At 63.5% G+C, this 18,677-nt stretch carries 22 protein-coding genes; 14 read left to right on the top strand and 8 right to left on the bottom strand.

All coding sequences use genetic code 11. The features are described from left to right. Positions 1 to 16: 16 nt before the first annotated feature. A complete protein-coding gene (locus AC0Z42_RS08920; protein WP_485467870.1) occupies positions 17 to 937 on the bottom strand; it encodes a LysR family transcriptional regulator in 921 nt (306 codons plus the stop codon). An 86-nt stretch (positions 938 to 1,023) separates the two neighbouring features. On the opposite strand from AC0Z42_RS08920, the gene AC0Z42_RS08915 reads away from it, so the two are divergent. Next, complete coding sequence (locus AC0Z42_RS08915; protein ID WP_485467869.1) at positions 1,024 to 1,989, top strand: MBL fold metallo-hydrolase; 966 nt, start codon at positions 1,024 to 1,026, stop codon at positions 1,987 to 1,989. A 35-nt stretch (positions 1,990 to 2,024) separates the two neighbouring features. Here the strand turns inward: AC0Z42_RS08915 and ybeY are convergent, their stop codons facing one another. From ybeY to miaB, 3 genes are read right to left on the bottom strand one after another with little or no spacing between them, the layout of a single operon-like run. Beyond that, positions 2,025 to 2,495: an rRNA maturation RNase YbeY gene (gene ybeY / locus AC0Z42_RS08910; protein ID WP_485467868.1), complete on the bottom strand. Its 471-nt coding sequence runs from the start codon at positions 2,493 to 2,495 to the stop codon at positions 2,025 to 2,027. After that, complete coding sequence (locus AC0Z42_RS08905; protein WP_485467867.1) at positions 2,479 to 3,549, bottom strand: PhoH family protein; 1,071 nt, start codon at positions 3,547 to 3,549, stop codon at positions 2,479 to 2,481. The genes ybeY and AC0Z42_RS08905 overlap by 17 nt, the downstream gene beginning before the upstream one ends. Then, positions 3,546 to 4,913 carry a tRNA (N6-isopentenyl adenosine(37)-C2)-methylthiotransferase MiaB gene (gene miaB, locus AC0Z42_RS08900; RefSeq protein WP_485467866.1) on the bottom strand — a complete coding sequence of 456 codons (1,368 nt, stop codon included), beginning with the start codon at positions 4,911 to 4,913 and terminating at the stop codon, positions 3,546 to 3,548. The genes AC0Z42_RS08905 and miaB overlap by 4 nt, the downstream gene beginning before the upstream one ends. 514 nt (positions 4,914 to 5,427) lie before the next feature. Here miaB and AC0Z42_RS08895 point away from each other — a divergent pair. Further along, positions 5,428 to 5,757, top strand: coding sequence for a hypothetical protein (locus tag AC0Z42_RS08895; RefSeq protein ID WP_308924523.1), 330 nt, complete (start codon positions 5,428 to 5,430; stop codon positions 5,755 to 5,757). 144 nt (positions 5,758 to 5,901) lie between these two features. On the opposite strand, the gene AC0Z42_RS08890 is transcribed toward AC0Z42_RS08895, so the two are convergent. Both AC0Z42_RS08890 and AC0Z42_RS08885 read right to left on the bottom strand, forming a co-directional pair. After that, entirely contained in the window at positions 5,902 to 6,765 is an 864-nt protein-coding gene (locus AC0Z42_RS08890) for an HDOD domain-containing protein (protein WP_485467865.1), read from the bottom strand. After that, entirely contained in the window at positions 6,762 to 7,100 is a 339-nt protein-coding gene (locus AC0Z42_RS08885) for a hypothetical protein (RefSeq protein WP_485467864.1), read from the bottom strand. Before AC0Z42_RS08885 ends, AC0Z42_RS08890 begins: the two co-directional genes overlap by 4 nt. Positions 7,101 to 7,319: 219 nt before the next feature. Here AC0Z42_RS08885 and AC0Z42_RS08880 point away from each other — a divergent pair, with 219 nt between their 5' ends. Beyond that, positions 7,320 to 8,900 carry a sensor histidine kinase gene (locus AC0Z42_RS08880; RefSeq protein WP_485467863.1) on the top strand — a complete coding sequence of 527 codons (1,581 nt, stop codon included), beginning with the start codon at positions 7,320 to 7,322 and terminating at the stop codon, positions 8,898 to 8,900. Next, positions 8,881 to 9,447, top strand: coding sequence for a DUF1697 domain-containing protein (locus AC0Z42_RS08875; RefSeq protein WP_485467862.1), 567 nt, complete (start codon positions 8,881 to 8,883; stop codon positions 9,445 to 9,447). Before AC0Z42_RS08880 ends, AC0Z42_RS08875 begins: the two co-directional genes overlap by 20 nt. A gap of 54 nt (positions 9,448 to 9,501) precedes the next feature. Here the strand turns inward: AC0Z42_RS08875 and AC0Z42_RS08870 are convergent, their stop codons facing one another. Then, on the bottom strand, positions 9,502 to 9,870 hold the full coding sequence (locus AC0Z42_RS08870; RefSeq protein ID WP_485467861.1) for a hypothetical protein: 369 nt from the start codon (positions 9,868 to 9,870) through the stop codon (positions 9,502 to 9,504). Between the two features lie 330 nt (positions 9,871 to 10,200). Between AC0Z42_RS08870 and AC0Z42_RS08865 the strand changes: the two genes are divergently transcribed. Genes AC0Z42_RS08865 through AC0Z42_RS08850 form a run of 4 tightly spaced genes read left to right on the top strand, consistent with a single transcriptional unit; the run spans position 10,201 to position 12,306 of the window. After that, positions 10,201 to 10,530: an ArsR/SmtB family transcription factor gene (locus AC0Z42_RS08865; RefSeq protein ID WP_485467860.1), complete on the top strand. Its 330-nt coding sequence runs from the start codon at positions 10,201 to 10,203 to the stop codon at positions 10,528 to 10,530. Positions 10,531 to 10,585: 55 nt separating this feature from the next. Beyond that, the gene (locus AC0Z42_RS08860; protein ID WP_485467859.1) at positions 10,586 to 10,966 is read left to right on the top strand and encodes a YeeE/YedE family protein; all 381 of its coding nucleotides are present in this window, start codon (positions 10,586 to 10,588) and stop codon (positions 10,964 to 10,966) included. Positions 10,967 to 10,969: 3 nt separating this feature from the next. Further along, positions 10,970 to 11,401: a DUF6691 family protein gene (locus tag AC0Z42_RS08855; protein WP_485467858.1), complete on the top strand. Its 432-nt coding sequence runs from the start codon at positions 10,970 to 10,972 to the stop codon at positions 11,399 to 11,401. A gap of 44 nt (positions 11,402 to 11,445) precedes the next feature. Next, the gene (locus tag AC0Z42_RS08850) at positions 11,446 to 12,306 is read left to right on the top strand and encodes a ChaN family lipoprotein (RefSeq protein WP_485467857.1); all 861 of its coding nucleotides are present in this window, start codon (positions 11,446 to 11,448) and stop codon (positions 12,304 to 12,306) included. A 3-nt stretch (positions 12,307 to 12,309) separates the two neighbouring features. Here AC0Z42_RS08850 and AC0Z42_RS08845 read toward each other — a convergent pair whose 3' ends face one another. Beyond that, entirely contained in the window at positions 12,310 to 13,131 is an 822-nt protein-coding gene (locus AC0Z42_RS08845) for an IclR family transcriptional regulator domain-containing protein (protein WP_485467856.1), read from the bottom strand. Positions 13,132 to 13,294: 163 nt separating this feature from the next. Between AC0Z42_RS08845 and AC0Z42_RS08840 the strand changes: the two genes are divergently transcribed. From AC0Z42_RS08840 to AC0Z42_RS08815, 6 genes are all read left to right on the top strand, one after another. Continuing rightward, positions 13,295 to 13,993 carry a 3-oxoacid CoA-transferase subunit A gene (locus tag AC0Z42_RS08840; RefSeq protein WP_485467855.1) on the top strand — a complete coding sequence of 233 codons (699 nt, stop codon included), beginning with the start codon at positions 13,295 to 13,297 and terminating at the stop codon, positions 13,991 to 13,993. A gap of 11 nt (positions 13,994 to 14,004) precedes the next feature. Further along, positions 14,005 to 14,646: a 3-oxoacid CoA-transferase subunit B gene (locus AC0Z42_RS08835; protein WP_485467854.1), complete on the top strand. Its 642-nt coding sequence runs from the start codon at positions 14,005 to 14,007 to the stop codon at positions 14,644 to 14,646. 28 nt (positions 14,647 to 14,674) lie between these two features. Further along, entirely contained in the window at positions 14,675 to 15,877 is a 1,203-nt protein-coding gene (gene pcaF / locus AC0Z42_RS08830; protein ID WP_485467853.1) for a 3-oxoadipyl-CoA thiolase, read from the top strand. A gap of 143 nt (positions 15,878 to 16,020) precedes the next feature. Then, complete coding sequence (locus AC0Z42_RS08825) at positions 16,021 to 17,313, top strand: MFS family transporter (protein ID WP_485467852.1); 1,293 nt, start codon at positions 16,021 to 16,023, stop codon at positions 17,311 to 17,313. An 81-nt stretch (positions 17,314 to 17,394) separates the two neighbouring features. Continuing rightward, on the top strand, positions 17,395 to 18,090 hold the full coding sequence (locus tag AC0Z42_RS08820; protein WP_485467851.1) for a fumarylacetoacetate hydrolase family protein: 696 nt from the start codon (positions 17,395 to 17,397) through the stop codon (positions 18,088 to 18,090). A 78-nt stretch (positions 18,091 to 18,168) separates the two neighbouring features. After that, entirely contained in the window at positions 18,169 to 18,489 is a 321-nt protein-coding gene (locus tag AC0Z42_RS08815; protein ID WP_485468165.1) for a thioredoxin family protein, read from the top strand. Positions 18,490 to 18,677 lie beyond the last annotated feature (188 nt).

Genomic DNA, 18,677 nt, shown 5'->3' with positions numbered 1-18,677 from the left:
TAGTTGTGCGATGGCGCTATTGTGGCATGCCGCAGCTGCTGGCCACCACCTGTTCGCGCAGCCAGCGCAAACCCGCATCGTGCTCGCTGCGCGGATGCCAGGCCAGCGACAGGTCCAGCGCCGGCACGCTCAATGGCAAATCAAACGTGTCGAGCTGGCCTTCAAAGCGCTCCAGGAAGCGTGACGGCAGCGTGCAGACCAGATCGGTTGCCGCCAGCATCGGCGGCACCAGGTTGTACTGGGCCACGGCGATAGGTACGCTGCGCGTGCGGCCTTGCTGCGCCAGTTGTTCATCCATGAAAGCATGGAAGCTGCCATTGGTCGAGACGACGATATGGCGCAGCGCGCAATAGCTGTCCAGGTCCAGCGGCACGGTGCCGCGCGGATGGCCCTTGCGCTGCGCCATGCGGTGCTCGACCAGCAGCACCGGGCTCTTGTGCAGGGTGGCGGGGACGAAGCGGCTGCCACCGACCAGCAGGTCGATTTCACCGCGTTCCATCTGCTCGGCCAGCTGTGCCGGTTCGGGCGTGCGGAAGGCCAGCTTCAAGCCTGGTCCGCCGATCGCCGCCACCTGTTGCACCACCGGCAGCATCAGCATCAGCACGGCGTTGTCGTTGCCGGCGATATGAAAGGTGCGTTCGGCCGTGCGCGGATCGAACGGCGGCGCATCGCGGCGTACGGCCTGCCCCAGCATCGCCAGCGCCGTACGTAGCGGCGCCTGCAACTGAAGCGCGCGCGGCGTGGCCAGCATGCCGCGCCCGGAATCGGCCGGCACCAGCAGGGCGTCATCGAACAGAATGCGCAGGCGGGCCAGCTGGGCCGACATGGCGGGCTGGCTCAGGTGCAAGCGGGCGGCCGCGCGCGTCACGTGTTTTTCTTCCAGCAGCACGTCGAGCGATACCAGCAGGGGCAGGTCGACACCACGAATATCCAGCATTTGGATGGTTCCAATTCAAATAATCAATTTCATTTATGCATCGGAAAGGAGTCTACTGCCGTATCACCATTTTTGAAAGAGATTCCATGTTCGCCATCAACCCCCTGGCCGCGCTGCTTGCCGGCCTGACGTTATCCCATGCGGCGCTGGCCGCCGCGCCATTTGACCAGACGCCGGCGCCCGGCATCTATCGCATGATGCTGGGCCAGTTCCAGGTCACGGCCCTGTCCGACGGCACCGTCACCATTCCGCTCGACAAGCTGCTGACCGAAATCGAGCCGGCCACACTGGCCGCCAGCCTGCGCGAGGCGCACTTGCGGCCGATGGCGGAAACCTCGATCAATGCCTTCCTGATCAATACTGGCAAGCAGCTGGTGCTGGTCGATACGGGCGCGGGCGACCTGTTCGGGCTGCCGATGGGCGCGCAGGCGGGCCGCTTGCAGCGCAGCCTGCGCAATGCCGGCTATGCGCCCGAACAGATCGACGCGGTGCTGCTCACGCATATCCATGCCGACCATTCGGGCGGCCTGTCGCACAATGGCCAGCGGCTGTTCCCGAATGCGCAAGTGTATGTGGACCGGCACGACAGCGACTTCTGGCTGAACCGGGCCAACCAGGCCGGTGCCGCCGAAGGCCAGCGCCACGGTTTTGACGAGGCGCAGGCCATGCTGGCGCCGTATGTGGCGGCCGGCAAGCTGACCCCGTTCCAGGACGGTGCCGAGATCGTGCCCGGCATCCGCGCGGTGGCGGCCCATGGCCATACGCCGGGCCACAGCTACTATGCGGTGGAAAGCGGCGGGCAGAAACTGCTGCTGCTCGGTGACATGCTGCATGCGGGTACGGTGCAGTTTCCGCATCCCGGCACCACCATCCGTTTCGATGTCGATGCGGCAGCGGCGAAAACGCAGCGCGCCGGCGAGATGGCCCATGCGGCGAAAAACGGTTACTGGGTCGGCGCGGCGCACCTGAGCTTTCCAGGTATCGGCCATATCGTCAAGGAGTACAAGGGCGATGGCTACCGCTGGCTGCCGGCCAATTACAGCGCGTGGTGATGGCGTAAAAAAGCCGGCGTGAGCCAGCTTTGCGATTACTTCTGGTCCGCGTACGGGTCGGCGATGCCGAGTTTGGCCAGTATCTCGGTTTCCAGAGCCTCCATCTCGGTTGCTTCTTCGTCATCCATGTGATCGTAGCCTTGCGCATGCAGCACGCCGTGCACGATCAGGTGGGCCGTGTGTTCTTCCACGCTTTTCTGCTGTTCCGCCGCTTCCTTTTCCAGCACGTCGGTGCACAGGATGATGTCGGCACGGGTCGGTTCGTCGTCATCAAGCGCTTCGCCTTCGTTGTAGGCAAACGTCAGCACATTGGTGGCGTAGTCTTTTTCGCGGTAGTCGCGGTTGAGAATCCGGCCCTCTTCCGCATCGACAAAGCGTATCGTCAGTTCCGCCGGTGCCAGCAGGGCCGCCTGCACCCAGCGCCGGATTTTCGGGCGCGTGATCAGGGTGGCGAGGCGCGCATCCGGGTATTGCACGGACAAGGACAGTTTATTTTTTTCGGACATTTTTGGCGGCAGCTGGTTTCAATAAAGGCACGATGGCGGCGTCGGTATCGGCCGCCTGCGCCGTTTCATAGGCGTCGACAATGCGCGCGACCAGCGGGTGGCGCACCACGTCGGTGCTGTTAAATTGCGTGAAGCCGATGCCTCGCACGTCTTTCAGGACCTGCACGGCGTCGATCAGGCCGCTCTTCTGGCTTTTTTGCAGGTCGATCTGGGTCACGTCGCCCGTCACCACGGCCTTGCTGCCAAAGCCGATGCGGGTCAGGAACATCTTCATCTGTTCGACGGTGGTGTTCTGCGCTTCATCGAGAATCACGAAGGCGTGGTTCAGGGTGCGTCCACGCATATAGGCCAGCGGGGCGATCTCGATCACCTGTTTTTCAAACAGTTTTTGCGTGCGGTCAAAGCCCAGCAGATCGTACAGCGCGTCGTACAGCGGACGCAGGTAAGGATCGACCTTTTGCGCCAGGTCGCCCGGCAAAAAGCCCAGGCGCTCGCCCGCTTCGACGGCCGGGCGCGTCAGGATGATGCGCTTGACGGCGTCGCGTTCGAGCGCGTCGACCGCGCAGGCGACGGCCAGGTAGGTCTTGCCGGTGCCGGCCGGACCGACGCCAAAGCTGATGTCGTGTTCCAGGATGCTGCGCAGGTAGGCGATCTGGTGCGGCGTGCGCCCGCGCAGGTCGGAGCGGCGTGTTTTCAGCACCGGGCTGGCGATATCGGGTTCGACAAAGGTCGACGCCAGCGCGTCGGCCTGGTGCGCATGGTGTTCGGACGCGGCCGACAGGCCGGCGCGCTGTTCCACCAGGGCCAGCTGCACTTCTTCCAGCGGCACGACCTTGTTGGCGATGGCGTAGAACTGTTCCAGGATTTCCACGGCGCGTTCGGCGTTGCTGCCGCCGACGATAAATTTTTCGCCGCGGCGGAAGATCGTCACGTCGAGCGCGGCGGAAATCTGGCGCAGGTTTTCATCGAGCGGCCCGCACAAATGCGCCAGGCGCGTGTTGTCGAGCGGCTCGGGAATGAAGTAATGCGGCTGGATCGGGGCTTTGGTTTTCAACTGGCTCTTTTCAATGCGGTGGCGCCGGCGACAAGTTCGCCGCGCAGGGTGTAGGAATGGCTCTCGGTGATGCGCACTTCGACCAGCTGGCCGATCAGGTGCAGCCCATCGGGGCCGGCGTCGAAATTGACCACGCGGTTGTTCTCGGTGCGCCCTTGCAGTTCACGATCAATCGTGTCCTTCTTCGAACGCCCTTCGACCAGGATGGTCTGCACGCTGCCGACCATGGCCAGGCTGTACTTGCGCGTGTTGGCGTCGATTGCCGCCTGCAGCTGCTGCAGGCGCGCCAGTTTCACTTCGTGCGGCGTGTCGTCTTCCAGGTTGGCGGCCGGCGTGCCGGGGCGCTTGCTGAAGATGAAGCTGTAGCTGTTGTCGAAACCAACATCCGCGATCAGCTTCATCATGGCGTCAAAATCAGCCTGCGTCTCGCCCGGGAAGCCGACGATGAAGTCCGACGAAATCGCCATGTTCGGGCGCACCGCGCGGATGCGGCGGATGATGGACTTGTATTCCAGGCCCGTGTAGCCGCGCTTCATGGCGCCGAGGATTTTATCCGAGCCGTGCTGGGCCGGCAGGTACAGATGGTCGACCAGCTGCGGGATTTTTGCGTAGGCCTCGATCAGGCGCTGCGTGAATTCCTTCGGATGGCTGGTAACGAAGCGCATGCGCGCGATGCCGGGGATGTCGGCCACGTATTCGAGCAGCAGCGCGAAGTCGGCGATCTCGCCGCCTTCCATCACGCCTCGATACGCGTTCACGTTCTGGCCAAGCAGCGTGATTTCCTTGACGCCTTGGGCCGCCAGGCCGGCCACTTCCGTCAGCACGTCTTCGAAGCGGCGCGACACTTCCTCGCCGCGCGTGTACGGCACCACGCAGTAACTGCAGTATTTGCTGCAGCCTTCCATGATGGAGACAAACGCCGAAGCGCCGTCGACCTTGGCCGGCGGCATATGATCAAATTTTTCGATTTCCGGAAAGCTGATGTCGACCTGCGCGGCGCCACTGGAGCGGCGCAGTTCCATCATCTGCGGCAGGCGGTGCAAGGTTTGCGGGCCGAATACCATGTCGACATACGGCGCGCGCTTGACGATGGCGTCGCCTTCCTGCGACGCCACGCAGCCGCCCACGCCGATCAGCAGGTGCGGCTTGGCCAGCTTCAGCTCGCGCAGTCGGCCCAGGTCGGAGAACACTTTTTCCTGCGCCTTTTCGCGCACCGAGCAGGTATTGAGCAGGATCACGTCGGCGTCTTCCGGCGTATCGGTACGCACCAGGCCATCGGAGGCGCCCAGCACGTCGGCCATCTTGTCCGAGTCGTACTCGTTCATCTGGCAGCCGAAGGTTTTAATGAATACTTTTTTCTGCATGGGGTCAGGCTCTAGCGGTAATGGGTGCGGGGGTGGATGCTGCGCAGGGCGGCGAGGGCGCCGATACGGCGCGGGCCGGTCGATGCGGAGGCAGGCATGCTGCGGTCAGGCGGTAGTTTAACGTAAATTGCCGCGCCGGGCCATGGCGCGCTTGCTCGCAGGCTGCGACCATTACTTGGGTGCAAAGGCAACCATTGCCGTGCATCACCATTGATTTGTAACAAGTTGCTGCAAAGCCTAGTGTGCGGCCTGTTCGCATCCTAATGTGTTGAAATGGCATCGTTGCAAAGGCAACCAGCAGCTTGATTGATATTTAACAATCGTGGAGGTTGCGTTGCGCACGAGCGCTGGCTGTTTGAACTAGTATATTGCCTTATATGCAATTCATTCGGTTTATCGAGTGTAGGGGATTGAGGGGAGGGAAGGGCTGGGGCCGCGTTCTTTTGAAACACTCTAAGCCAGCCTTAAGTTCAGATCGGCATTATTTTCAACATTCACCAGACGAGGAAAAATCATGGCACATCATGCACTGGCATCTCAAGAAAGCTACAACCCCAACCACCTGCTCGACATTTTGCTGAGTAAGATGCAGCTGAAAAACGATGCAGCCTTGTCGCGTCTGCTGGAAGTCGCGCCACCGGTCATCAGCAAGATCCGCCACCACCGCTTGCCGGTCGGCGCCTCGCTGCTGATCCGCATGCACGAAGTGACGGGCATGAGCATCCGTGACCTGCGCGACCTGATGGGCGACCGCCGGACCAAGTACCGCCTGTCGGATGCCCAGGGCCGTCCAAAAGCGGAAGAGCGCGGTGATGCGAAAGAATCGAATTACGCGCATCACTGATGTGGCGCCCGGGCGCTGACCGTGCCGCTTGCATCGCTGCAGGCGGCCACGCTCAAGCGGTTGGCGGGCAGGGCATGTATTTGCAGTCTATATAACGGCTTTCGCCTTGCGGCGCGGGCCGTTTGCGTTTCTGCTCCTGACTGATCAGCCTGCCTGGCTCAACAATGCGGCGGTGATTTCGTCATAGCGCAGTTCAGTTTCGCGGAACAGCTGCAGATACGTTTCTTCCGACAGCCCCAGCGCGTTCCATGCCACCAGCGACACGTGCGGCACCATGTCGTCGCCGGCCTGCGCCAAGTCCAGCGCGCAAACGATGGCGTTGGCCACATGGATCAGCGAGGCCAGGAAACCTGCTCCCGGCGCTTCCGGCGTCGGATAGTTGCCAATCGCCACGCGCATGGTGTCGGAAAAATTCCAGCGTTCGGCCAGCGCCACGCCCGCCTGCACATGGTCGACGCCCAGCACCGTGCGCTCTGCCTCGAGCACGGTGCTGTCGTGTTCGGCGCGCCAGGCGATTACTTGCGCATAGTGTTCCGGAAAACTCGATACCAGCACCAGGCGGCCGATATTGTGCAGCAGCCCCGCCGTGAAGGCGTAATCCTGGTTGAAGCGGATCTGCCGCGCCAGCACCTTGGCGCAGGCGGCCGTGGCCACCGAGTGGCGCCAGAACTCCTTGTCATCAAAACCCGCGCAGCGTCCTTCCGGAAAGCAGCCCGTGATGGCGGCCGACATGATCAGGCTGCGCGTGGTCTGGAAGCCCAGGTAGGTAATCGCCTGCTGGATGGTGGTTGCCTTCACCTGCAGGCCGTATTGCGACGAGTTCGCCAGGCGCAGAGTCTTGGCCGTCAGCGCCTGGTCATACGACACTTTTTTCGCCAGCACGGAAATATCGACGTCTTCCTGGTCTATGCTGTTGAGCAATTCCATCACCACCACCGGCAGCGAAGGCAGGTCGTCGAGGTGGGCCACGATATCGTGGGCCGTCAGCTGGGCCTGGCCGGGGGTCATGCCGGCCCTCCCTGGCCCAGGCGGTAGCTGCTGACATAGCTGTGCAGCATGCTGGTGGCGGCCTCATCGGGGTTGTCGGGGTCGTATTTGCGGAACAGATAGTCCAGCCGCGCACGGTGCGCTTCCTGCTGCCTTGCCTGCTCTTCCGGCGACATCGCCGGCGCGGCGATCGGCAGCATGTCGATGTTGTGGCGCGGCATCAGCGACAGCGTGTTTTCCGTCAGTACCGCGCCTTGCGGCAACAAGACCTGCCCGTGCGCATCGAGCAGCACATCGGACAAGATCATGCCCGGAAGCACCTGCTCCAAGGGTAAATATTGATGCGTGACCGCCATGACGACTCCTTCAATGATGCACGATATTACCATTGCCGTGGCGCAATGAACCCATTGTCGTATCAGTTGAATCTGCGGCAATACGGCGTAACGGACGGGTTTGCGCCAAATCCCGCTTATTCTTGCCAATCTGCAGGCCATACCGTACATTTCACGGTGAGCCGACGTCTTCAAGGCCGCGCCGCGGACCGCCAGACAAGGCCCTGGGAGTGTTGTTTGATGGTAAGTATCCAAGTCCGGCTGACCTTGCTTTTCATCGTGATCGTTACCGTGGTGCTCGGCATTTCCGGCAGTTATACCCAATATACTCTCAGCAAGGAACTCGAAGCCGGCAGTACCCGCCTGCGCAGCGGCGTGCTCACGCGCTTGCAGACCAGCTTGCCATCGGCCCTGTGGGACCTCGACAAATCCAAGGTCGACAGCATCGTCGCGGCCGAAATGCTGCCGCCGGAACTGGTCGGCATCCGCGTCTATGATGCTTCAGTGGGGCTGTTCGCCGGCGAAATGCGCGACGCCAACGGTGCGCTGGCGCCTTTGGCGACCGACGGCGCCATGACCGGCACGGCGATCGAGGCGCCACTGGTGTTTCGCGACGCGGTGGCCGCCGCCAGCGGCGGCACGCCGGTGATCGTCGGCAAGGTGATCGTCAATTTCAGCCGCGAGCAGATCGATGCATCGCTGCGCAGCGAAGTGCGGCGCAAGGTGATCGAAGTGCTGCTGCTCGACGTGATCCTGGTCGCTGCGCTGGGCCTGAGCCTGCGCATCATCTTCGGCCCGCTGCGCCAGTTGCGAGACGGCCTGGTCGACCTGGCCACCCGCGGCAGCGACGAGGTCGAGGAATTGCCGGATAGCCGGCGCGACGAACTGGGCGACGTGATCCGCGGCTTCAATGCGGTGCAGCGCAAACTGAAATCGATCATCGAGCGCACGCGCCAGGCGGAAGACGCGGCGCGCCGCTCGCAGCAGGAGACGGCGCAGGCAATGGAAGATTTGCGCCGCGCGCAGGAATCCCTGCTGCAGTCCGAACGGCTGGCCTCGCTGGGCAGCCTGGTGGCGGGCGTGGCCCATGAAATCAATACGCCGGTCGGCATCGCGCTGACCAGCGCCTCGGTGCTGAAGGAGGCGACCGACAATATCAGCGCGGCGGTGGCTGGCGGCGTCATCAGAAAGACCGATATCGTGCGCTATCTGGAAACGGCCAGCGAAAGCGCGCGCCTGATCATGAACAACGCCTACCGCGCCGCCCACCTGATCCACAGTTTCAAGCAGATCGCCGTCGACCAGGTCAGCGAGGCGCGCCGCGCATTCGAATTGCGCGGCTATATCGTCGAAGTGCTGGACAGCCTGCAGCCGACCCTGAAAAAGACCCGCAGCGAAGTCATTATCGACTGCCCGTCCGGCATCGAGTTCGACAGCTACCCCGGCGCGCTGGCGCAGGTGCTGACCAACCTGGTTCTCAATTGCGTCGAACACGCGTTCGACCCCGACACGGCCGGCACCATCCATATCGGCGTGCGCTGCGAGTCCGACTCGATCGCCATGCAGGTGCGCGACAATGGCCGCGGCATCGCGCCCGACCTGCTCGAGCGCGTGTTCGACCCGTTTGTCACCACGCGGCGCGGCCAGGGCGGTACCGGCCTCGGTTTGAATATCGTGTTCAACTTGATTACCAGGCAATTTGGCGGCACCATCACGGTCAGCAGCACGCCGGGCCAGGGCGCCACCTTTCTGTTGCGCCTGCCCCGCGTGACGCCATTGGCGCACAGCAAAGGAGAAGGTCATGGTGATCGGAGCGAATGAACGGCAGGTGGCATTGCTGCGCGGCATTAATGTCGGCCGTGCCAAGCGCGTGGCGATGGCCGACTTGCGCAAGCTGCTCGCTGACCTGGGCTACGGCGAGGTACGCACTGTCCTCAACAGCGGCAACGTGGTGTTTGATGCCGGCAGCGTGCCGCCGGCCACGTCCGCCACGCGCATCGAGGAGGCGCTGGTGTTGAAACTGGGCGTGGCCGCGCGCGTGACGGTATTGTCGGGCAGCCAGTTTTCCGAACTGATGGCGCAAAACTCCCTGGCGCCAGCAGCCGGGGACCCGGCCCGGCTGCTGGCGCTGGTGCTGAACAAGCCGGCCGACGCCACGCGGCTGCAACCCTTGCTGGGCCAGTCCTGGCAGCCTGAAGCGCTGGCCGTGGGCAGCTGGGCTGCGTATGCCTGGTGCCCTGATGGCGTGCTGGCCAGCAAAGTCGTCGCCGCGCTCGGCGTACTGCTGGGCGACGGCGTGACCTCGCGCAACTGGGCCACCATGCAAAAACTCGATGCCTTGTTGAAAGGCCCGGCCACGGCGGCCTGACTTCTTACTTGCCATGACTTCACGCATGACCTTGCGCCGGCGCCGCAAGTACCCTTATCGACCCTGGTCGAATTTTTCCTGCTTGCCGCGCGGTACGCATAGCGCCAGCAAACCCAGGCCGACCAATAGCATCGAATACATGCTTGTCTCCGGCACCGGCCTGATGACGCTGGCCTGCTGCGCCGGCACCGCCGCACCGGCAGCGTGACGTGCGCTGCCGGTCACGCTCCAGTGCCGCGTTGGCGCCGGCGGGCGCGACAGCAGGCGCGCATACGGCAAGTCCGCTTCGCGCCAGGCCTGGGGGGCGGTGATGCGCACGGTGTCATCGCGCATGACGCTGTCCTGCGCTGTGGACCCGACTTGGGCCGGCAGCAAGCCCAGCATGGCCAGCACGGCCGTTCCTGCGAATTCATGCATCTTCATGTTGTTTCCCCTGGCTGCCGGCGGCATCGTGACGCATCCGCAGTGATGGCAGACAATATTAGACCACGAATCGTGATGATTTTTATACTTATATTTGCTTATGGTTACGAAGATTTATTATTTTGATAGCGTTTTCAATACCGTCCGATGCCAAACCGGCTGCCTGCGCTATGGTTGGAAAAACGCTGTTGTTTTTTTGGCGCGCGTGTCAGCAGGAAAACACTATATCGATTAGTATATTGTTCGAGAGACGCCGGATTGACGGCTCCGTGATGACGACTGCGCCTGTGGGAGGGCATGATGGAAACGCTGCAAGCACCTGATACATCCATGCAACTGAATCTCGACGCCATGCGCGCGTCCGCCTATAAAGCCAGTTCGCTGTTGAAGACCATGGGCAATGCCGACCGGCTGATGCTGCTGTGCCAGCTGTCGCATGGCGAGCATTGCGTGAGCGACCTGGAGCAAAAGACCGGCATCGGCCAGCCGACCCTGTCGCAGCAACTGGGCGTGCTGCGCGAAGACATGCTGGTGGCCACGCGCCGCGACGGCAAGCAAATCTATTACCGTGTTGCCAGCCCCGCGGTGCTGGCCGTGCTGCAGGTGCTGTACGCGCAATTTTGCACGCCGCGGCCGCTGTTCAACGACGAAGCGGACTGAAGCAATGCAGATCGCCTGACAGCAGTTCACGCCATGGGCCTCGCTGGCCGGCGGCATGCTGATCGGCCTGGCGGCGGCGATCCTGATCCTGTTCAATGGCCGTATCGCCGGCATCAGCGGCATCGCCGGCGGCCTGCTGCGTCCGCGACCCGGTGACGTCGCCTGGCGCCTGGCCTTCCTGGCCGGCTTGCTGGCCACTCCCTTGCTGTACCGGCTGTTCCAGGCGCTGCCCGAGGCGCGTGTCGAGGCCGGCACGCCGGCGTTGCTGGTGGCCGGCCTGCTGGTGGGCCCCGGTGTGCGCTACGGCGCCGGCTGCACCAGCGGCCACGGCGTATGCGGCCTGTCGCGCTGGTCACTGCGCTCGCTGGCGGCCACCGCCGCTTTCATGGCGGCCGGGTTTGTCACCGTGTATCTGTTGCGCCATCTACCGGGCTGAACCATGAAACTGCTGTTTTCCCTGTTGAGCGGCCTGGTGTTCGGCATCGGCCTGCTGATCTCCGGCATGAGCAATCCGGCCAAGGTACTGGGCTTTCTCGACCTGGCCGGCCACTGGGACCCTTCGCTGGCGCTGGTCATGCTGGGCGCGATACTGGTGGCCATGCCGGCCTTCTGGCTGGCGCGGCGCCGCCGCACGGCCCTGCTCGGCGATACGATGCAGTTGCCCACCGCAAAAAGTATCGACCGCCGCCTGCTGCTGGGCAGCCTGGCTTTCGGCGCCGGCTGGGGCATCGCCGGCTTTTGCCCGGGGCCGGCGCTGGTGTCCTTGCTGGCGGGCGTGCAACAGGCGTGGATATTTGTCGGCGCCATGCTGGCCGGCATGCTGGTGTTCGAAGTGCTGGAACGCCGCAAAGCTGCTCGCACCCCGCCCTGAGACGGTACAATCTGGCGCATTGCCATTTCAAGAAGCCGTAGACCATGAAGAATGTGACTGTCCGTGCCGCCGCGCGCACCGCCCTGCTGTGCGGCGTGCTGGCGCTGTCCGCCTGCGGCTGGCTGAAAAAATCGCCGCCACCAGCCCCGGTGCCGGTGCCGGTGGCCGACAGCTTGCCCAATCCGCAAGTGCTGCTGCTGGGCGAAGTGCACGACAATGCCCGGGGCCACCGCTTGCGCTTCGAGGAATTGCAGCGCAGGGTCGCCGCCGGCTGGCGTCCGGCGATTGCCATGGAACAGTTCGACCGTGAAACCCAGCCCCTGCTCACGCGCGCGGCCCGCGATTGCGCCGACCCCGAGTGCATTATCCGCGTGATGGAACAGCCGCGCTGGGACTGGAGCTTGTACCGCCCCGTGCTGGACCTTGCCATCAGCTACCAGTTGCCGCTGATCGCCGCCAACCTGTCGCGTGCCGATGCTTCGCGCACCGTGCGTGACGGCGTAAAATGGTCGATGACGCCGGCCATGGTGAGCACCTACCTGGCCGCGCCGGTGCCAGCCGATATTGTCGAAGCGCAAAAGAAGGAAATCCAGGACGGCCATTGCGGCATGCTGCCCGACATGATGATAGGCGGCATGGTTGACGCCCAGGTGGCGCGCGATATCTGGATGGCCATGGTGATCCGCGACCAGGCGCCGCGCGGCGTGGTGCTGTTTGCCGGCAATGGCCATGTACGCGCAGATATCGGCGTGCCGCGCTGGCTGAAACTGGCCGACCCGCAACTCAATGTGCGCAGCATCGGCTACCTGGAGCAGGGCGGCAGCAGCTATCCGGGCGCGTTCGACCTGACGCAGACGATGCCGGCGCAGCCACGGCCCGACCCTTGCGCCAAGTTCAAAAAATAAATCTTATTGCTGGACTCTCACCAGCGCACTGACCCGGCTTGCCGTCTCCAGCAGTTTCGGCAAGCTGTGTTCCATCAGTTGGGCCACCGACGGCCCGGCCGTCTGGCCGCTGACATTGATCGCCGCCACGATCTTGCCGCTGCGGTCGAACACGGGCGCGGCCAGCGCGATCAAGCCCTGTTCCAGTTCTTCCTGCACCAGGCACCAGCCCTGGCGGCGCACTTGCGCGATCTCTTCCATCAGCGCCTCGATATCGACTTTCGTCGTCGGCGTGATTTTCAATAGCGCCATTTTCGACAGCCGCGCGCGCAGCGCGTCCGGCGCCAGGCCGGACAGCAATACTCTTCCCATCGAGGTGCAGTAGGCCGGCAGGCGGCTGCCGATGCCCAGGTTGATCGACATGGTGCGATGCGCCGACAGGCGCACCACATACACGATATCGTCGCCGTCGAGCACGGTGGCCGAACACGACTGGCGCAGCGCCTGCATCAATTCCTCCAGCAGCGGCTGGGCCTGGGTCCATACCGGCAACGATGACAGATAGGCGTAGCCGAGGTCGAGCACCTTCGGCGTCAGGCGAAACAGCCTGCCGTCCGCTTCCACATAACCGAGTTGCAGCAGGGTCAGCAGGATGCGCCGCGCGCCGGCCCGCGTCAGCTGCGCCCGTTCGGCCACTTCGCTCAGGGTTTGCTGGGGCGCCTCCGCGCCAAAGCTGCGCAGCACGGCCAGACCACGCGCGAACGATTGCACATAACTGTCGCCGGGACGCGGGGTTTCTTCAGTGGAAATATCGGCCGGGGCCAGGGCGGTGCTGCGCTCGTTCATAAGCATTCCAGTGGATCAAGGTGGCAATTATAGCCATGCCGCTTGCACGAACGGCAAATTGACAAGCACGGCGAACAGGCATATTCTCACGAATAAGTTCTAAATACGAATACTTGTTCGCTTAAAGAACAAATTTCACGGATTCCAGACAAGGAGACAGCGCATGATCGATAAACTCCGTACCAGCGTGCTTGAAGCGCTGGCCGATATCCACGACGGCGCCACCGTCATGATTGGCGGCTTCGGCGGCGCCGGCCAGCCAGCCGAGCTGATCGATGGCCTGATCGCCCATGGCGCGCGCGACCTCGTCATCGTCAACAACAATGCCGGCAATGGTGATACGGGCCTGGCGGCGCTGCTGAAAAATGGCCAGGTGCGCAAGATCATCTGCTCGTTTCCGCGCCAGGCTGATTCACACGTGTTCGACGGCCTGTACCGCGCCGGCAAGCTGGAACTGGAACTTGTGCCGCAAGGAAACCTGGCCGAGCGCATCCGCGCCGCCGGTGCCGGCATCGGCGGCTTTTTCACGCCCACCGGCTATGGCACCGACTTGGCCAAGGGCAAGGAAACGCGCGAGATCGACGGGCGCATGTATGTGTTCGAGTCGCCGATCCACGCCGACTTTGCGCTGATCAAGGCCGAGCAGGGCGACCGCTGGGGCAACCTTACCTACCGCAAGACGGCGCGCAACTTCGGCCCCATCATGGCCATGGCCGCCAAGGTCAGCATCGCTTCCGTGCACGAGGTGGCAGAACTGGGCGCAATCGACCCCGAGCACGTGATCACGCCGGGCCTGTTCGTGCAGCGCATCGTGCAAGTGCCGCGCACCGCCACCGGCCCGGCCGGTTTCAAAGCTTCCTGAAAGAGAACACCATGAACAAATGGAATCGAGACCAGATGGCGGCCCGCGTGGCAGCCGACATCCATGAAGGCTCCGTGGTCAACCTTGGCATCGGCTTGCCGACCCTGGTGGCCAACCACCTGCCGGCTGGCGCCGAAATCATCCTGCACAGCGAAAACGGCGTGATCGGCATGGGCCCGGCGCCCGCGCCCGGCGACGAAGACTACGACCTGATCAACGCGGGCAAGCAGCCCGTCACCCTGCTGCCAGGCGGCAGCTATTTTCACCATGCCGACAGCTTTGCCATGATGCGCGGCGGCCACCTCGACATCTGCGTGCTCGGTGCGTTCCAAGTGTCCAGCACGGGCGACCTGGCCAACTGGCATACCGGCGCACCGGACGCGATTCCGGCCGTCGGCGGCGCGATGGACCTGGCCATCGGCGCGAAAAAAACCTGGGTCATGATGGAGTTGCTGACCAAGTCCGGTGACAGCAAGCTGGTGCAGGCCTGCTCCTATCCGCTGACCGGTGTCGGCTGCGTCAGCCGCATCTACAGCGACCTGGCCGTGATCGACCTGGGCCCGCAGGGCGCCGCCGTGATCGAACTGGTCGAGGGCATGAGTTTTGAACAATTGCAGGCCTTGACGCCCGTCGCATTGACGGACGCACGTTAATAGAAAACCTTTCTTGGAGGAAAGTAAGATGACCGCAGCTTTTATTTGTGACGCCCAGCGTACCGCCTTTGGCCGCTACGGCGGCGCCCTGTCCGGCGTGCGCGCCGATGACCTGGGCGCCGTGCCGATCCGGGCCCTGATGGCGCGCAACCCGAACGTCGACTGGGAAGCCGTCACCGACGTGCTGTACGGCAGCGCCAACCAGGCCGGCGAAGACAACCGCAACGTCGCGCGCATGGTGGCCCTGCTGGCCGGCTTGCCGATCTCGGTGCCGGGCGCCACCCTGAACCGCCTGTGCGGCTCAGGCCTGGACGCGGTCGGCAGCGCCGCGCGCTTTATCAAGAGCGGCGAAGCGGGGCTGATGATCGCCGGCGGCGTGGAAAGCATGAGCCGCGCGCCATTCGTGATGGGCAAGGCCGACAGCGCTTTTTCGCGCGGCATGAAAATGGAAGACACCACCATCGGCTGGCGCTTCATCAACCCCCTGATGAAGGCGCAGTACGGCGTCGACTCGATGCCGGAGACGGCCGAAAACGTGGCCACCGATTTTGGCATCAGCCGCGCGGACCAGGACCTGATGGCGCTGGCCAGTCAAACCAAGGCGCTGGCGGCGCAGCAGGCGGGCGTATTCGACAGCGAAATCTGCCCCGTCACCATCGCGCAAAAAAAGGGCGATCCGGTCGTCGTCACGCGCGACGAGCATCCGCGCGCGACCACCCTGGAAACCCTCTCTAAACTGAAACCCGTGGTGCGCCCTGACGGCACCGTCACGGCCGGCAATGCTTCCGGCGTCAATGACGGCGCCGTCGCCCTGCTGCTGGCTGACGAAGCCAGCGCAGTCCGCCATGGCCTGACGCCGCGCGCGCGCGTGGTGGCGATGGCCACTGCTGGCGTGGCGCCGCGCATCATGGGCATCGGCCCGGCGCCGGCGACGCAAAAAGTGCTGGCCATGACGGGTTTGACGATGGCCGACTTCGACGTGATCGAACTGAACGAAGCGTTTGCCGCGCAGGGCCTGGCCGTGCTGCGCCAGCTGGGCGTGCGCGACGACGATCCAAGGGTCAACCCGAACGGCGGCGCGATCGCGCTGGGCCATCCGCTGGGCGCCTCGGGCGCGCGCCTGGCCATGACGGCCGTCAACCAGCTGCACCGCACCGGTGGCCGCTACGCGCTGTGCACCATGTGCATCGGCGTCGGCCAGGGCATTGCGCTGGTGCTGGAACGGGTGTAATGGTTCTTTTGGCGGATTGCCAGCAGTACGTATTTATGCGTATGCCAGTGCGCTGCACAGCGCGTTTTCAGCGCGTATGATGACAAGCCAGCCCCGAAAACCCGGGCTGGCGCTGGTTTTTTTACACGAACAAGAAGACTCATATGACACATGACACACCGCAAGACGTTGCGCAGCTGACTTCAAAGCAGCGCATCAAGGCCATCATCGGCGCCTCATCCGGCAACCTGGTGGAATGGTTCGACTTCTATATTTATTCCTTCTGTGCCCTGTATTTCTCGCACGCCTTTTTCCCTTCCGGCAACCCCACCACGCAGCTGCTGCAAACGGCCGGCATCTTTGCCGCCGGCTTCCTGATGCGCCCGGTCGGCGGCTGGCTGTTCGGCCGCATCGCCGACAAATACGGCCGCCGCCAGTCGATGATGATTTCCGTGCTGATGATGTGCGGCGGCTCGCTGATGATCGCCGTCATGCCCACCTATGACACCATCGGCGCCTTCGCGCCGTTCCTGCTGCTGCTGGCGCGCCTGTTCCAGGGCCTGTCGGTGGGCGGCGAATACGGCACCAGCGCCACCTACATGAGCGAAGTGTCGGAATCGGGCAAGCGCGGCTTTTTCGCCTCGTTCCAGTATGTAACGCTGATCGGCGGCCAGTTGCTGGCGCTGCTGGTGCTGGTGGTATTGCAGCAATTGCTGACCCTGGAAGAACTGCGTGCCTGGGGCTGGCGCATCCCGTTCGTGTTCGGCGCGCTGGCGGCACTGGTGTCGCTGAACCTGCGTAAATCGTTGACCGAAACCACCACCGCCAGCGAGCGCAAGGACAAGGACGCGGGCAGCCTGCGCGGCCTGCTCAAGCACAAGCGCGCGTTTATCACCGTGCTGGGCTTTACGGCCGGCGGCTCGCTGGTGTTCTACACCTTTACCACCTACATGCAGAAATACCTGGTCAATACGGCCGGCATGGACACCAAGACGGCCAGCGCCGTGATGACCTGCGCCCTGCTGGTCTACATGATCCTGCAGCCAGTGTTCGGCGCCCTGTCGGACCGCATCGGCCGCCGTACCTCGATGCTGTTCTTCGGCGGCCTGGCCACCTTGTGCGTGCTGCCGATCATGCATGCGCTGAAAGACATCGCCAGCCCGTACGCGGCGTTCGGCCTGATCATCATCGCGCTGGCCATCATCAGCTTCTATACCTCGATCAGCGGCCTGATCAAGGCCGAGATGTTCCCGGTCGAAGTGCGCGCGCTGGGCGTGGGCCTGTCGTACGCGGTCGCCAACGCCATGTTCGGCGGCTCGGCCGAATACGTGGCGCTGCAGTTCAAGGCCTGGCACGTGGAAGAGTATTTCTACTGGTACGTGACCATCATGTGCCTGATCTCGTTCATCGTTGCCATCCGCATGCCGGACCCTAGCCGTTCGGGCCTGCTGAAATAAGGCGGCAAAGGTCGTAGAATAAGCATTCAGGAAATGGCAGCGTGATGGCTGCCATTTTTTTACCCACTTCCAGGAGAGACCATGTCGTATGTTTTCGCCGCACCGGTGCAGGCCGCCGTGCCCGTCGCCGGTCAAGAGGCCCTGTTCCCCGTCCACCGCATCTATTGCGTGGGCCGCAACTATGTCGATCACGCCCAGGAAATGGGCCACACGGGCCGCGAGGCGCCATTCTTTTTCATGAAACCGGCCGATGCGGTATTGCCGGTTGCCAGCGGCGCCACCGGCGAGCTGGCGTATCCGGCGCAGACCGAAGATTTCCAGCACGAGATGGAACTGGTGGTGGCGATCGGCAAGGGCGGCAGCGAGATTGCCGTGCAAGACGCGCTGGAACACGTGTGGGGCTATGCGATCGGTCTCGACATGACGCGCCGCGACGTGCAGGGTGCGGCAAAAAAACTGGGCCGTCCGTGGGATACGGGCAAGGCCTTTGAACAGTCGGCGCCGATCGGCGCCATCACGCCAGCCGCCCAGGCCGGCGAGATCGGCAATGCCGCCATCACCTTGCACGTGAACGGCGCCGTGCGGCAAAACAGTACCATCGACAAACTGATCTGGAACGTGGCTGAAACCATCGCCGACCTGTCGACATACTTCACCTTGCAGCCGGGCGACCTGATCTACACCGGCACGCCGGCCGGCGTGGCGGCGGTGCAGCGCGGTGACGAACTGGTGGGCACCATCACGGGCCTGGGCGAACTGCGCCTCAAGGTGGTGTAAAAGCGGCCTGCCGCACAGCACCGCCGGCCCGCATGGTGCATAGTCATCGTGCGGGATTTTTTCAAGGAGACAGCGATGATGAGCAAAACCTATGCCGTGGCCCAGCCCACGCGCGCCGAGATCGACGCCTTGCCGGGCGCCACCGTACTGGAATTTGGCACCGGCTGGTGCGGCCACTGCCGCGCCACCGATGCGCCGCTGGCGGCCGCCTTGGAACAGTATCCGGCCGTGCCGCACCTGCGCGTCGAAGACGGCAGCGGCCGCCCGCTGGGCCGCTCGTTCCGGGTCAAGCTGTGGCCTACCCTGGTTTTTTTAAAGGATGGCCAGGAAGTGTCGCGCCTGGTGCGCCCGCTCGACAGCCGCGAGATCAGCCAGGCGCTGGCGCTGATTGACGTGTAAGCCAGCACAACTTTCTTGCCGCGGTGCATCACTGCGCGTATCATGAAACCATACAGCAAGATCAACCGCATCCCTCAAAAGATGCTGGCGCGATCATCACGGCTGGCTCCACCGCGAGCGGCCGCAGGCAAGGATTCACCACAAATGACCGATGCCGCGATGCCACGCGCAGGTCTGGTACGGAAATG

The organism is Janthinobacterium sp. 1L-D-8-B-C4, assembly GCF_057291295.1.
Note: the sequence above shows the minus strand (reverse complement) of the source record. Positions and strands in the feature narration are given on the sequence as shown.